We start from the raw sequence: 14,963 nt of genomic DNA on the forward strand, positions 1-14,963 counted from the left end.
CGGATACCGCTCGTGAATTCGACTGCAAAAAACGGGCGCGCCCTGCCCCGGGCGGGCAATGCCCTGCCCCGAGCAAACCTGGCCCTGCCCTGGGCGCTGGTCACGCCGGCTCTTGGCTGGACGCTGCTGTTCTTCGTGCTGCCCTTCATCGCCATGGGGATTTCCAGCCTCACGGCACATGAGGGCGGCGGCTTCACGCGCGCCAATTACAGCCAGTTCTTCACCGACCCGTCCTACTGGCAGGCCATGGTGAACTCGCTCGAGGTGACGGCGATCGTCACCGTGGTCTCGGTGCTGCTCGCCTACCCCTTCGCCTGGATTTTGGCCGAACAGGTGCCGGAACGCTGGCAGCGGCTGGCGCTGATGCTGGCCGTGCTGCCGTTCTGGACCTCCTATGTCGTGCGCTCCTATTCCTGGCTGCTGGTGCTGGCGCAAAACGGCGTCATCAACCGCGCGCTGACCGGCTCCGGCCTCATCACCGAGCCGCTGCAGCTCGCCAACACTCGGCTAGCCACGGTCACCGGCTTCGTACATTTCTTCGTCATGCTGTTGACGCTGACCATCTTCGCCAATCTGAAGCAGCTCAGCCCGAGCTACCGCAAGGCCGCGGCAGATCTCGGCGCCGGGCCGGTGCGCACCTTCCTGCACGTCGTCCTGCCGCTGACGCTGCCCGGCATCATGGTCGGCGCCTTCCTCACCTTCGTGCTGTGCATCGGCGACTACATCACGCCGCAGATCCTCGGCGGCAACAACGAGCTTCTGATGCCGCAGCTGGTGATGATGCAGATCGGCCGGCGCGGCGACTTCCCGCTCGCCTCGGCGCTGTCGATCATCCTGATGGCGGTCGTCACCGTCGCCTACCTCGCCTGCGCGCGTTGGCTGAAGATCGAGCGGGCCTGACCATGCACCGGATTGTCCGCGTCATTTCCTTGGTCTACGCGCTTGCAGTGTACGGCTTCATCTTCCTTCCGGTGGTCGTACTGGTGCTTTTCTCGCTGCAGGCGACGTCTTTCCCAATCCCGCCGTTCACCGGCCCGTCGCTGCGCTGGTACGAGGCGGTTCTCAGCGACACGCGGCTGACCTCGGCGCTGATCAATTCGCTGCTGGTCGCATCCATCTCGTCGCTCGCCGCGGTCACGCTGGGTTTCCTCTCGGCCTGGGGTTTTGCCCGCTTCGTGCTGCCCGGCTCGGGCCTGCTACGCGGGCTGATCACATTGCCGCTGACGGTCAGCTACCTGATCATCGGCATGGGGCTGCTGGTGCTGTTCAACTGGGCCGGCGTGCCGAAATCGCTGCTTGCCGCCGGCATCGGCCATGTGGTGATCAATTTGCCGCTCTGCTTTGCCATCATCTACAGCCAGATGGGCGACCACCAGATTAACATCGAGCGCGCCGCGCGCGATCTCGGCGCGCCGGAATGGAAGGTGCTGCTGCTGATCACGGTGCCGGTGATGGCACCGGCGATCTTCGCCGGCTTCTTCCTGTCGATGACCTTCTCCTGGGACGAGTTCGTGATCTCCTTCCTGCTGACGCGCTTCGACACCACGTTGCCGGTGGAAATCTGGAACCTGCTGCGCTCCGGCCTCAACCCGAAAACCAATGCCGTCGGTTCGCTGGTGTTCGCCGTTTCCATCTTGCTGGTCGTGCTGTTCGAACTGACATTGCTCCGCAGGAGAAAGACATGACCGCGCCCCTGGTCGACATACGCGGCGTCTCGCACCGTTTCGGGCAGCTGGCCGTGCTGAAAAATGTCTCGCTGCAGATCGAGCCCGGCAGCTACACGATCCTGCTCGGACCCTCGGGTTCGGGCAAGACGACGCTGTTGTCCATCCTTGGCGGTTTCGTCACGCCCAGCGAAGGCAAGGTGTTCATCAGCGGCAAGGATTGCACTTCGGTGCCGCCGGCCAGGCGACCGACGACGACGGTCTTCCAGGACTATGCGCTGTTTCCGCATATGAGTGTCGGCGGCAATGTCGGCTTCGGGCTGCGCATGCAGGGCGTCGACGGCGCAACCCGTGCCGCCCGGGCGTGGGAAGCGCTGGCGCTGGTCGGGCTGGCCCCCGCCTTCGACAAGAAGCCGCACCAGCTTTCAGGCGGCCAGCGGCAGCGCGTGGCGCTGGCGCGTGCGCTGGTGATCGAGCCGGCGGTGTTGTTGCTCGACGAGCCGCTCGGCGCGCTCGACCTCAAACTGCGCCGGCAGATGCAGGACGAATTGAAGGGGATCCAGAAGCGCGTCGGCACCGCCTTCATCCATGTCACCCATGACCAGGAAGAAGCGATGGCGCTTGCCGACCACTGCGTGGTGATGAATGACGGCCGCATCGAGGACGAAGGACCGCCCGAGCGCGTCTATGCCCGGCCGGCGACGCGCTTTTCCGCCACCTTCATGGGCGAAAGCACGATCCTCGCCGGCACGGTCACCGAGGCCAAGGACAAGACAAGCACGGTCGCGACGCCTGTCGGGGCGGTTTCGCTGCGCGGTGCGTTGCCGGTGGGCTCGGCCGTTGCGCTGGCTATACGGCCGGAGCATCTGAGCCTGGGCGCCGCCTCAGGCGCCACAAGGCTGGGCACGGCCAAGGTGAGCGACGTCGTCTTCCAGGGCAGCTTCAAGCGTGTGCTCGCGATGTCCGTCGAAGACCCCTCGGTGCAGTTCATCGCCAAACTGCCCGCAGCGGCAACGCTCCAGCCGGGCGACACGGTCGCGGCTTCGTGCGATACCGACCAGATCATCCTGCTGACGGATTGAACATGGGCACGCTTGCGGTCATCGACGCACCCTACTGGTACGAGACCATCCGCATGGCCGATGGCGTGACGCTGATCCATGAGCCATGGATAAAACCGTTCTTCCGCTGCAACATGTGGCATGTGCGCGGCCGCGACCGCGATCTTCTCTTCGACACCGGGCTTGGCCATTTCAGCCTCAGGCGCCACGTGCCGCTGGTGGCCGAGCGCAAGCTGACCTGCGTGGCCAGCCACACGCATTTCGACCATATCGGTTGCCATCACGAATTTCCCGACCGCTGCGTGCACCGCGCCGAGGCGGAAATCCTAGCCGATCCGCGCAACGAATGGACGGTAGCCGATACCTATGCGACCGACGAGATGTTCGATGGCGTCCCGAAAGGTTGGGACACCGCGCGCTACGGCATTTCAGCCGCGCCGGCTAATCGGTTGCTCGAACACGGCGATATAGTCGATCTCGGCGACCGCGCCTTCGAGGTAATCCACACGCCGGGCCATTCTCCCGGCGGCATAGCGCTGCATGAGAAGAAAACCGGCATCCTGCTGTCCGGCGACATCGTCTATGACGGCCCGCTGATCGACGACGTCTATCACTCGGATATCCCGGACTATGTCGAGACACTCGCCGCCCTGCGCGACCTCGACGTCTCGGTCGTGCATGGCGGCCATTTCCCGAGCTTCGGCAAGGTCCGCTATCGTCAGTTGATCGATGAATACCTGGCGCGAAAACGGCAGGTCGGCTGCCATCTGCGCAAGAGCCCCTGACGATCTTAACGCATCAGTTCAAAAGTGTCGCGGAAATGCCTGATGCAGCAGCAGCAGCATGGTTTTGCGCAGCACATCGGTGTCACGGCTGGAAGGGTTCAGATGGTCCCAGTACCACGCGCCATGAACCAGATAATTCAGGCTCTCCGACAGGGTGTGTATGTCGACGCCGGTGTAACCACCGCTGCGCGAAATCTCGATCAGCAGTTCGCGCGCTTCGGCGGTGTAGGCGAGATCGCTCGGCAGGCCGATTTCATTGTAGATCTGCATGCTCTTGCGGTCGCTGGAGAACACGACAAAGACCGAAACCCATTTCGGATGCTGCCGGGCGAAGCGCTGCGCGCAATCGACGGCGCCCAGCAGTCTTTCGACCGGCGACAGGCCGGGCGCCCGCACCAGGGTGACCCACAGCTCGTCATATCGATCGCTGAGATACTGCAGGACGGCCCGGAACAGGTTTTCCTTGCTGCGAAAGTGAAAGACGACCAGCGCGTTGGACGAGCCGACATGTTCGGCGATGCGCTGCATGGTGACGCTCGCCAGGCCCTCCTCCGCGATGAGCTCGATCGTGGCGTCGATGATGCGCTGCACGCTCGCTTCGCCGCGCTCGCGCCGACGGTCCTTGGGGGGAGCATCGTTTGCCGCCCCCCTGCCCTTGGCCGTCGCGGCCTTGCGTTTCTCTGGCTTTGCGGTTGCCTTGCGTTGCGCCATTTTCGTCAGGCCTTTCGGACCCACGGCGGAAATATCCCGCCCCTTAGTTACTTCGCTCGCTCCAGAGGTCACTCAGAGCGAAGGGCGTGTCCCGGCGTTCCCATACCATTGCCCCCGAGCTGTTTCATAGGCCAGCCCGGCTCGGAAGACATCGGCGTCGCTATAGGTACGGCCGACGATCTGGATGCCTGTCGGCACGCCGCTGGTTGCATGGCCCGAGGGTATGGACAGAACCGGGCAGCGACTCATCATGTTGAACGGAGTCGTCATCACCCAGCCGAGCGACGGGTTCACCTCTTTGCCATTGATCTCGACCCTGTCCCTGGTCTGGTCGAACTCCGCCGGTACCGCTGGAAGCGCGTTGGTCGGGCAGATCAGCACGTCATGGGTTTCCAGCAGCGGACCCAGCGTCTGGTACATCCTGGCCGCCACATCGAGCGTCGCGACAAAATCCGTCGCCTTGGATTTTTGTCCATCCTCGGCGAACTGCCGGGCATAGCTGGTCATGTCCTTGCCGTGCTTCCCGAGCAGTTGCGACAGCGATGCGCCGAAAAGATGCTCCAGGTAAGCCATGCCGGCCTTGAGCACATCCTCCCCCCAGCCCAGATCGACCTCCTCGACGGTGGCGCCGAGCGAGCGGAACACGTCGCAGGCGGCAAGAGTGTTCTTGCGCACGTCAGGGTCGACTTCAAAGGAGCCGAGATCCATGGAAAAGGCTATTCTCCAGCCCTTGATCGGCTTGTAGTCGAGCGGCAGACGCAGCTTCGGGCGCAGCGTGGCGATATCGAGCGGGCTCGGTCCGGCCATGACGTTCTGCAGCAGGATCGCATCCCTGACGTTTCGCGCCAGCGGACCGGTGTGGCAATAGAAGTCGAGATTGAACGGCGGCTCGTCCGGATTGCGCCCGTAAGGCGGCTTGAAGCCGACGAGGCCGCAGGCCGAGGCCGGAATGCGGATCGATCCGGCAATGTCCGAGCCGGTGGCGATCGACGACGTGCCGGAGGCAAGCGTGGCCGCCGAACCGCCGGACGAACCGCCCGGCGTGAAGTCGCGGTTCCACGGATTGCGGGTGACGCCCCAGCGCTTCGACCAGGTGTAGCCGGCACAGCTGAACTCGGGCGTCGCCGTGCGGGCATGGATGATACCGCCTGCCTTGATGACGCGCTCGTTCATCGTCGAGGTGTGGCCGCCAATGGCGTCCTTCGACAGCAGGGAGCCGTGCGATGTCGGCTTGCCCTTGATGTAGCTCTCGTCCTTGATGCCGATCGGCAGGCCCTCGAGCGCGCCGGTGCGGGCGCCCTTGGCATATTTTGCCTCGGCCTTGGCCGCCAGCCCCATCGCCTCCTCGAAATGCGTGAAGGTGAGGCAGTTGATCGCCGATTTGGTGGCTTCGGCACGGCGGATGGTGGCGCGCATCAATTCGACGGGCGACAGTTTCTTCGCCTTGAACAGCCTCAGTGCTTCATGGGCCGGCATATAGCAAAGGTCGAGATCGGACATCGGAAATCTCCCCGCGATCGCGAGACCGCACTTGGCATCAATGGTCGGATATGAGGGTGGCCGGACCGCGCGCTGCGGTCCGGTGGCTGTTCGTCGGGTCGGCCGGCGGCGCTACTTCTGCAGGTCGGTCCAGATCTTCGTGTAGAGCGCCTGCACATCCGACGGACAGGCCGGCATGAACTGGCCCTTGGCGGCGAATTCGGCCGGAACGTTCACCTCCGGCGCGTTTTTCATGTCGTCGGGCATGAAGGCTTCCGAACCTTTTATGCCGTTCGCGTAGCGCGCGAAGGCCGAGATCATGGCAGCGTTCTTCGGGTCCATGATGAAGTTCTGGAAGAGCTTGGCATTCTCGACATTCTTGGCGTCCTTGAGCACGGCGACATTGTCCATCCAGATCGGAAAGCCTTCCTTGGGATAGCCGTAGACGATCTTGTCGTTCTGCAGTCTCTGCCGCAGCGAAATCCCGTTCCAGTTGACACCGGCGGCGATGTCGCCCCTGCCCAGGCCGTCGACGGCCGCGTAGTCGAGCGAAAGCCATTTTGCCTTGGCCTCGACCAGCTTGTCGTGGACCTTCTTCAGCACCTGCATGTCGTTGGTGCAGTACTGGCCGCCTTCATAGGCGATGGCGAGGAACATGATGTCCCCCATTTCGGGGACGACATTGATCTTGCCGACCAGCTCGGGCGGCGGGTCGAGGAAGAGCGCCGAGGTGTTGGGGTCGCCGGCATAGACCGACTTGTTCACCGAAATGCCTGTCGTGCCCCACTGCCACGGAACGGTATATTTGCGGCCCGGATCGAAGGGAACGTCTACCCATCTGGGATCGACGTTCTTGAAATTCTCCATCTTGTCGGGATCGGTTTCGAGCAGCAGGCCTTCACTGATCCAGATCGGCACGACGCTGGCCGAGGGCACGACGATGTCGTAGCCGGAAGCGCCCTGGCGGACCTTGGCCAATGCGGTGTCGTTGGAATCATAGTCGGTGACGGTGACCTTGACCTTGTAGGTCTCCTCGAATTTCTTGATCAGGTCCGGGTTGGTGTAGTTGCCCCAGTTGTAGATGTTGAGTTCGCCATCGGCGCGGGCGACGCCGGTTACGGCGAGCAGCGACAGTCCGACGGTTGCCGCGGTCAATTTCCAGTTCATGCGAGTGCTCCCATTGTTGGGACCGGCAGCGTATCGCCTCAGGTCCATTTCCTGCTGATGAACAAGCCTGATGACGCCTTCGCCCCGATTGCGGGCCGGATGGCCGTCACGATATTCCCCTTTTCGCGGCCATTCACCGGCGCATGCCGGCTGGCCAACTCTTAACGCCAGGAATAATTATAACTAACCATACAGTCAATATGTTTTCACAGCCTTTGCCAGTGCGGCCGGCTTCATCGGCGTGCGCGGCCGCTGCCTTCCCGAGCGATTTCCAAAGGGACGTCAGCGACTGGAGGACGGGCCGGCTTGCCTGGTGAGACCATGCAAGGCGCCGGCAGGCGCTGCCACGAAGTCCGCGACCCGACGGACCTTGCCTGGACGCCCGACGGCGATGCCAACCTTCAGGTTGTGACGGGTGAAAGCGAGATCGTATAGTGCGGTGGTGTCGACGCCTTCCGGCCTCTCCTCCACTGCTTCAACCGATCTCTCAGGCGGATCGGAGGCTTCTCGTAGATCGGAGGAACAAGGCCAGCGAGATCATAGTAGCCATCGAGGATGTTGGTACGCAGCAATTGGCGTTCCTGCGGATAGAAGCTGAAATGCGCCACGATCAGGTCACCAAATATCTTGCCCGGCCGGTCCAGTCTGGTGGGCAAGGTCGCCGAAAGCCACTCCTCCTCATCACCCGACGGCGGATGGAAACTCTCTCCCAGGCTGACGATATCCGATCCGAAAAAGCCGAGCGCGTTGATCGAAAAGCGCGACAGCCTGATCTCCCTGTCCGGCACGCGGAAGTCATCAAGCCGGTTGGCGCGGACGGCGTCGATGAAGACCGGATGAAGCGCCTGTGGAAAGCTGGCATGAGCCCAGGAGAATTCGCATGACGCCTGGCAAGTCAGCGGCCCGTCCACTAGGACCCTGGAAAGCTGCTTGATAAGTGAATTGCAGATGGCGTTGTTGATGATCAGCGGCGCGTACCAGATGGCCGATCCTCTCTCGGCCGTGACCCTCGTCATGAACTTTTGAAAGAAGCCATCCTCGACAAAAACCACATCGTCGTCGAGGCGCAGGTAGAAAGCCTCGGCATCATCGCAGAAGCGATAGAAGTCACCGATGACGTTAAACCCGCCATCGGCGTGTGGAAGTTTCTTGATCCGGCATCGCGGGTCGGAGGCGGCCAGCCGTTGAAGGTAGGCGCGATCGGCTTCGTTGCGGCAATTGTCCCACAGGTGCCATTCGTGCACGTCGGGGCTTTTCAAAACGTGATGGCTGAGCAAGCGAAGATATTTCTCGCGCCCTGCCGGAGTCACAACGATCAGCTTCATGAAACGTACAATCCTGTGATGGCGGTGGTGTAGTCGGCCGATTGACCAACGATGACAAATCAGGTGGTCGAATACTGAAGTTTCTTTCAGGCTACAACAAAGCTGATGTAGCTTGCCAAAAAATATTTCCATCCATTCGGACTGCCACCTCGAGTTCCAAACACTTCAACCCCATGTCGTTTTTCGCTTGTGTCGTGAGCGGCGGCAGCGAATAAGGCACGGACTTCAAACGCTGGATGGATCGGCCGAATGGACAAGAACTTGCTGAGCAAAGCCGATATCCTCATCGTCGGCGCGGGATTCTACGGCGCGACGCTCGCCGAGCGTATCGCCACCCAACTCGGCCGGCGGGTGCTGGTGATCGACCGACGCACGCACATCGGCGGCAATGCCTATACCGAGCAGGATCCCGTCACCGGCGTCGAAATCCATCGTTACGGGCCGCATCTGTTCCACACATCCAACGAGGAGGTCTGGAGCTATCTGCGGGGTTTCACGGGCTTCACGTCCTATCGCCACCGCGCATTCTCGACCTATCGCGACAAGGTCTATCCGCTGCCGATCAACCTCGCCACGATCTGCCAGTTCTTCGGCAAGCGGCTGAGCCCGGACGAGGCACGCGGCATGATCGCCGAGCAGGCAGCGGAACTCGGCGACCGCCCGCCGGCCAATCTCGAGGAGAAGGCGATCTCCCTTGTCGGCCGTCCCCTCTACGAGGCCTTCATCAAGGGCTACACCGCCAAGCAATGGCAGACGGACCCGCGCGAACTGCCAGCGCAGATCATCGCGCGCCTGCCGGTCCGCTACACGTTCGACGACGGCTATTTCAATGACCGTTTCCAGGGCCAGCCCGTGGATGGCTACACCGCGATCTTCGAAAAGATGCTTGCGCACGAGCTCATCGAAACACGACTTGGCGTCGACTTCTTCGACATCAAGCCCCTGCTGCCGAAAGACCTGCCGGTCGTCTATACCGGCCCGATCGACCGCTATTTCGACTATTGCGAGGGCGAGCTTGGCTGGCGGACCATCGATATCGATCTGGAGGTGATGAACTCACCGGATCATCAGGGCACGGCGATCATGAACTATGCCGACGAAGCGGTGCCCTACACCCGCGTGGTCGAATTCCGGCATTTCAATCCGGAACGCCAGCACGGAAGCGACAAGACACTCATCGGCCGTGAGTATTCCCGTTTCGCCGGCCGCGCCGACGAACCCTACTATCCAATCGACACACGCAAGGACCAGGCGGTCTACCGCCGTTACCTCGAAAGGGCGGCGGCCGAGAAAAACCTGCATCTGGGGGGACGGCTGGGCACCTACCGGTATCTCGACATGCACCAGGCGATCGGCGCGGCTCTCAAGGCCTTCGAAACCGTCTTTGCACCCCATTTCACAGGCAAGCTCGATTCACTTCCGCGATCGGCATAGTTTCACGATCGCAACGACTTCACGGTCGGAAATAATTTACGATCGGAATGAAGGCCGTACGGCTTACAGCTCCGCCCGTTGCGGGCAAGGCATTCCGGCGGCGTCGCCACAGCGAGATGCCGTGGGCACTGGTCTGTTGCTCATTTCTTCCGACTGGCGAACCAGCTCGGCGAAGACCAGCGCAAAGCTTCCCAGGATGACAAAAACGATGATCAGGCGTGCTAACGGCAATGTGTCGGCCTCGTCTGTTAGCGCGCAGATCCCCGAACGTCAGGATATTCTCGAGGGATCATGCACACAGATCAAAAGTGCCGCAGCGTCCTTTTGATGTCCCGAGGGATCCGGCAATGCTGCGGGCGCCCCACGCCACCCATGCCGGCTAACATGATCGATCCAGCTTTACGAGAGGTTACGCCCGGCCTTAACCATCACATTCGTTGGTGCCTTGACATCAACCGCGACCGGCCCGCTTCGGCAGGCCGCGGCGTGATCGCTTTGCCGCCGACACAACGGCTCTCTTTGCAGACCTGCCCGCCCCATGCTACCCCGGCGCTGGCGCGGTCGGAACTGCCGCCAATCGGTCGCGATCGGGAAGCCATGAGCACAGCCGCCAACAGCATCGCCTTCGTCTCGTCCGACACAGCAGACGCCAAGGCGGCGCTGGAAAGCCTGTCGGCGCGCTATGGCCAATGTCCAGTCGCGGATGCCGGGGTTGTCGTTGCCTTGGGCGGCGACGGCTTCCTGTTGCAGACCTTGCGCGACACGATGGGGACGGGAAAGAAGGTGTACGGCATGAACCGTGGCACCATCGGGTTCCTGATGAACGAGTACCGTTCCGGTGGGCTCACCGAGCGCATCGCGGCAGCGGTCGCCGAAACGATCCGCCCGCTGGAGATGCTGGCCGTCACCTCGGAAGGCGAAACGGTCTCGGCTCTGGCGATCAACGAAGTGGCGCTGTGGCGCCAATCCTATCAGACGGCCAAGATTCGCATCAGCATCGATGATCAAATACGGCTTGAAGAGCTGAATTGCGATGGCGTCATGATTGCGACGCCGGCCGGATCCACGGCCTACAATCTCTCCGCGCACGGCCCGATCCTGCCGCTCGATGCGCCACTTCTGGCGCTGACCCCGGTCAGCCCGTTCCGTCCGCGCCGCTGGCGCGGTGCATTGCTCTCCAACAAGGCGACCGTGCGCTTCGACATTCTGGAGCCGGAAAAGCGGCCGGTGAACGCCGCCGCCGACCATACGGAAGTCAAGGCGGTGACCTCCGTGACGGTGCGGGAGTCGCCGACGGCGACGGCGACCTTGCTGTTTGATCCCAACCACTCCTGGAACGAGCGCATCCTGGCCGAACAGTTCCGGTATTGAGCCGGCACAGACACAAGCAGCCGGATTAAGCATCGCGATTAAGGTTACGACTTCACAATCGCGCCAATCCCGCCCGTTTCTGTTGACAAATCGCGGGCTTGCGCCTAATCGCAATACCAATCTTGCAGGCGCGTGGCGCTTGCCGCGACGAACAACGTTGCGCTTCCCCGAACCAGCCAAAGACAGCAACACTTGTCCTCAGACACCACGACCGCTCAAGAAGCGTTGACTTTTTCAGACCTCGGCCTGTCGCCGAAGGTGCTTTCCGCAGTTACCGATGCCGGCTACACGCAGCCGACTCCGATCCAGGCCGGCGCCATTCCGCACGCCTTGCTCGGCAAGGACGTGCTGGGCATTGCCCAGACCGGCACCGGCAAGACGGCCTCCTTCGTGCTGCCGATGCTGACCCGGCTGGAAAAGGGCCGCGCGCGTGCCCGCATGCCGCGCACACTGATCCTGGAACCGACGCGTGAGCTTGCCGCGCAGGTCGAGGAAAACTTCATCAAGTACGGCAAGAATCACAAGCTCAACATCGCGCTCCTGATCGGCGGCGTGTCGTTCGACGAACAGGACAAGAAGCTGGAGCGTGGCGCCGACGTGCTGATCGCGACGCCCGGCCGCCTGCTCGACCACCGCGAGCGCGGCAAGCTCTTGCTCAACGGCGTCGAAATCCTCGTCATCGACGAGGCCGACCGCATGCTCGACATGGGCTTTATCCCCGATATCGAACGCATCTGCGAGATGATCCCGTTCACCCGGCAGACGCTGTTCTTCTCGGCGACGATGCCGCCGGAAATCACCAAGCTTACCGAAAAATTCCTGCACGCGCCGGTGCGCGTCGAGGTCTCCAAGGCCGCGTCGGCCGCGACCAACATCATCCAGCGGCTGGTCAAGTCGGGCTCGAAACCCTGGGACAAGCGCGAGACGCTGCGCAACCTGATCAAGGCTGAAGATGCCGAGCTGAAGAACGCCATCATCTTCTGCAACCGCAAGGTCGAGGTGTCGGAACTGTTCCGCTCGCTGCTGAAGTATGATTTCGACGCCGGTGCGCTGCATGGCGACATGGACCAGCGTGCCCGCATGCAGATGCTGGCCAATTTCCGCGATGGCAAGCTGCGCTACCTCGTCGCTTCGGATGTTGCCGCGCGCGGCCTCGACATCCCCGATGTCAGCCACGTCTTCAACTATGACGTCCCGATCCATGCCGAGGACTATGTCCACCGCATCGGCCGTACCGGCCGCGCCGGGCGCTCGGGCAAGTCCTTCACCATCGCGACCAAGTCCGACACCAAGTATATCGACGCCATCGAGCGGCTGATCGGCACCGAGATCGAGTGGCACGACGGCGATCTGTCGACGGTGGTCGCCAGCGAAGGCGAGGACGACGCGCCGCGCCGTGGCAAAGGCGCGCCGCGCCGTGCCGGCCGCAAGGATGACGACCGTAAGGACAGGGGCGAGCGTAAGGACGGGGGCGAGCGCAAGAAGGGCGGCGAACGTCGCGCCAGACACAGCGAGGAAGACGCCCCGGCCGTGGCTGCCCAGCAGCACGAGCAGTCCAATGCGGCAGAGACGCCGGTCGCCGACGTTGTCGAACGGCGCGCGCGCAAGGATGCAATCCGTTCGGAAAACACCGAGCGTAAATCCTCCGATCGCAATGAGCGCGCACCGGAGCGCGGTGATACCAGGCCGCAGCGCGGCGACAACAACCGCCCTGGCCGTCAACGCCATCAGGAAGACAACGACGCTACCGTCGGCTTCGGCGACGACATGCCGGCCTTCATGCGAATCGTCGCCAAGGTCTGATTCCCGGGCGGGCAAGCCAGCGATCCGGCTTGCCCTCGGTAGACGCACAGATGGATGTCGACAAGCCTCGGCTTGGCGTGCCTGTTACATCGGGCCCGGCATCATCTTGGTCGGTTTCTCCAGCATCGGAAACTCGGCCTTGTTGCATTTCACCTTCGGGTTCGTCGGACTGAACATGCCGTTGGGATTGTCGTTCAGCCAGGCGTGAAGGTCGTAGTGGACGAATTCCTTCGGGATGAGCGGATAGTGCCCCTCCATCGGGCCCATGAAGGTCTGGCCAAACAGCTTCGGCGGCGCTTTGACGTCCGGCGTCAGCGGCACCAGCCATTCCACACCGACCAACTTCAGGCCTTTCTTGGTCGGCTCGTAGATCAGGACGTTGGGCTTCATCGGGTCGAGTTTCTGTCCGACACTCGGGACATTGACGAAATGGATGCCCATGGCGCCCTTCGGGTAGTCCATCGAGCCCGCTATCTTTTCTCCGCTGTAGTAGACGCAGCCGACCGTCGACAGATAGAGGTCGCGGACGGCGGCGGTGTAGTCCTCATATTTGGCGAGCGATTTTTTCAAGGCATCGATGTCGGCCTTGTTGGCGTCCTCGGCCCTCGCCGCGGCGAGGCCCAGCCATACAGTTGCAATGCCTGTCAAAGCAAGGACGCCGCAGCGCCCAAGGGTGGCTGTTCTTGTCATGCATTCCTCCCAGACTTCTGATCTGGCCGTGCAAGACCGAGGCGGAAAAATGCTGATTGCGCGGCCGATTGTACCGCCTCATCCCCTCCGGAACAGGAATGACAATATTCCTTTCCATGGTCGCGGGAAAGAAATTTATTAGAAATTGCTAAAATATAGAGCGCACCCTCGCTCAAGCAAAACGGCTCCGCGTGGGAGCCGTTTCGTAGTGGCTTGCCGAACAGGTCGGGGCGCTTGCCGGACAGATCAGGTGAGCGGCGAAAGCTGTATCTCGACGCGACGGTTCTGGGCGCGGCCCTCGGACGTCGCATTGGAAGCGACCGGACGCGTCTTGCCGAAGCCGGTGACGGCAAAGCGGCGCTGATCGACGCCCTGGCCAGACAGATAATTGGCGACCGCCAGCGCACGACGCTGGGACAGGTCGAAATTGTGCTGGTCGCCACCGGTCGAATCGGTGTGGCCGAAAACGTCGACCGTGGTCTGCTTGAACTTCTTCAGCACCAGCGCAACCGAGTTCAGCACCTGGTAGAAGCCCGGCTTCACCGCATCCTGATCCGAATTGAAGGTGATATCGGACGGCATGTTGAGGATGATCTGGTCGCCGCTGCGGGTGACGCTGACGCCAGTGCCCTCGAGCTGCCGACGCAACTCCGCTTCGTTCTGATCCATCGTGGCGCCGATGGCGCCGCCGGCCAGCGCGCCGATGCCGGCGCCGATCAGCGCATTGCGACGGTCATTGCCGCCGGCAAGCAGACCCAGGCTGGCACCCGCCAGGGCACCAAGACCGGCACCCGCGGCCGTGTTGGAAATCTTCTGGTCACCCGTATACGGATCTGTGGTGGTGCAGGCGCTCACGAGCAAAGCCGTCGCCACGACGACGAGCACGGTCTTCTTCATAGATGGTCCCTCTCCAAGTCGCGCCTTTTCGACGGCGCCAAATCAGCCCTTGCCGCGACTTGTACCATGAAATGCGGCGAAAAGCGGAACGGGAAAATCGACCGCAACGGCTTTTCCCCGGAGCCGGTCAGGTAACGAACCGTGTTGGCCGGCTACCAGAGATTCTTGCCGTCAATGACCACCACTTCGACCTTGTCGAGATCGAAATCATCGAACAACCGTGAATTGACGCTGATCTTTGGATTGTCGAAATCCGGCTCGCCGGTGGACCAGTCCGGTGTTTCGGTGAAAGTGCCGCAGCCGCAGATGGCGCAAAACCCATGTTTTACGGTTTTCGATCCCCACTGATAGAAGGAAACCTTGTTCGGCGGCGTGATGAGCTTGAACTGCGACGGGATGTAGTAGGCCCACAGCGAACCGCGCTTCGAGCAGAACGAACAGGTGCATTGCGTCACCGTTTGTGGGGCCTGCGAGACCTCGAACATCGTCGCCTTGCAGTGGCAGCTTCCCTTGATGATCATGAAACATCACCTCTCCGTTGTCCGCCGCCCCTGCAACAGGGCACCATAAAGAAGC

General features: G+C 62.0%; 14 protein-coding genes. 7 read left to right on the forward strand and 7 right to left on the reverse strand.

Going from position 1 to position 14,963, the window contains the following annotated elements; genetic code table 11:
• The first annotated feature begins 12 nt into the window (after nt 1-12).
• From AC0NIH_RS22685 to AC0NIH_RS22700, 4 genes are read left to right on the forward strand one after another with little or no spacing between them, the layout of a single operon-like run.
• Nucleotides 13-900 (forward strand): ABC transporter permease, encoded by an 888-nt coding sequence (locus AC0NIH_RS22685; protein WP_473465701.1) that lies wholly within the window; start codon nt 13-15, stop codon nt 898-900.
• 2 nt (nt 901-902) lie between these two features.
• Nucleotides 903-1,685, forward strand: coding sequence for an ABC transporter permease (locus tag AC0NIH_RS22690; protein WP_473465703.1), 783 nt, complete (start codon nt 903-905; stop codon nt 1,683-1,685).
• Complete coding sequence (locus tag AC0NIH_RS22695) at nt 1,682-2,746, forward strand: ABC transporter ATP-binding protein (RefSeq protein ID WP_473465706.1); 1,065 nt, start codon at nt 1,682-1,684, stop codon at nt 2,744-2,746. The genes AC0NIH_RS22690 and AC0NIH_RS22695 overlap by 4 nt, the downstream gene beginning before the upstream one ends.
• Before the next feature lie 2 nt (nt 2,747-2,748).
• Nucleotides 2,749-3,510, forward strand: a complete 762-nt coding sequence (locus tag AC0NIH_RS22700; RefSeq protein WP_473465709.1) for an MBL fold metallo-hydrolase — start codon at nt 2,749-2,751, stop codon at nt 3,508-3,510.
• Nucleotides 3,511-3,528: 18 nt separating this feature from the next.
• Here the strand turns inward: AC0NIH_RS22700 and AC0NIH_RS22705 are convergent, their stop codons facing one another.
• The 4 genes from AC0NIH_RS22705 to AC0NIH_RS22720 form a co-directional block, all read right to left on the reverse strand.
• Nucleotides 3,529-4,245: a TetR/AcrR family transcriptional regulator gene (locus AC0NIH_RS22705; protein ID WP_473465712.1), complete on the reverse strand. Its 717-nt coding sequence runs from the start codon at nt 4,243-4,245 to the stop codon at nt 3,529-3,531.
• A 48-nt stretch (nt 4,246-4,293) separates the two neighbouring features.
• A complete protein-coding gene (locus AC0NIH_RS22710) occupies nt 4,294-5,721 on the reverse strand; it encodes an amidase (RefSeq protein WP_473465715.1) in 1,428 nt (475 codons plus the stop codon).
• Nucleotides 5,722-5,832: 111 nt separating this feature from the next.
• Nucleotides 5,833-6,867, reverse strand: coding sequence for an extracellular solute-binding protein (locus tag AC0NIH_RS22715; protein ID WP_473465718.1), 1,035 nt, complete (start codon nt 6,865-6,867; stop codon nt 5,833-5,835).
• Nucleotides 6,868-7,268: 401 nt separating this feature from the next.
• The gene (locus AC0NIH_RS22720) at nt 7,269-8,324 is read right to left on the reverse strand and encodes a hypothetical protein (protein ID WP_473465720.1); all 1,056 of its coding nucleotides are present in this window, start codon (nt 8,322-8,324) and stop codon (nt 7,269-7,271) included.
• A gap of 117 nt (nt 8,325-8,441) precedes the next feature.
• Here AC0NIH_RS22720 and glf point away from each other — a divergent pair, with 117 nt between their 5' ends.
• The 3 genes from glf to AC0NIH_RS22735 all read left to right on the forward strand — a co-directional run bounded on the left by glf (nt 8,442) and on the right by AC0NIH_RS22735 (nt 12,800).
• A complete protein-coding gene (gene glf / locus AC0NIH_RS22725) occupies nt 8,442-9,626 on the forward strand; it encodes a UDP-galactopyranose mutase (protein WP_473465723.1) in 1,185 nt (394 codons plus the stop codon).
• 597 nt (nt 9,627-10,223) lie between these two features.
• On the forward strand, nt 10,224-10,997 hold the full coding sequence (locus AC0NIH_RS22730; RefSeq protein WP_023764314.1) for an NAD kinase: 774 nt from the start codon (nt 10,224-10,226) through the stop codon (nt 10,995-10,997).
• Between the two features lie 192 nt (nt 10,998-11,189).
• Nucleotides 11,190-12,800, forward strand: coding sequence for a DEAD/DEAH box helicase (locus AC0NIH_RS22735; RefSeq protein WP_031249699.1), 1,611 nt, complete (start codon nt 11,190-11,192; stop codon nt 12,798-12,800).
• A gap of 84 nt (nt 12,801-12,884) precedes the next feature.
• On the opposite strand, the gene AC0NIH_RS22740 is transcribed toward AC0NIH_RS22735, so the two are convergent.
• The 3 genes from AC0NIH_RS22740 to AC0NIH_RS22750 form a co-directional block, all read right to left on the reverse strand.
• Nucleotides 12,885-13,490, reverse strand: a complete 606-nt coding sequence (locus tag AC0NIH_RS22740; protein WP_023776187.1) for a hypothetical protein — start codon at nt 13,488-13,490, stop codon at nt 12,885-12,887.
• Between the two features lie 246 nt (nt 13,491-13,736).
• Complete coding sequence (locus tag AC0NIH_RS22745) at nt 13,737-14,387, reverse strand: YiaD family glycine zipper/OmpA-like lipoprotein (RefSeq protein ID WP_023764311.1); 651 nt, start codon at nt 14,385-14,387, stop codon at nt 13,737-13,739.
• A 152-nt stretch (nt 14,388-14,539) separates the two neighbouring features.
• Nucleotides 14,540-14,908 (reverse strand): GFA family protein, encoded by a 369-nt coding sequence (locus tag AC0NIH_RS22750; protein ID WP_023764310.1) that lies wholly within the window; start codon nt 14,906-14,908, stop codon nt 14,540-14,542.
• Nucleotides 14,909-14,963: the final 55 nt, after the last annotated feature.

This window comes from Mesorhizobium sp. WSM1386 (genome assembly GCF_055901595.1).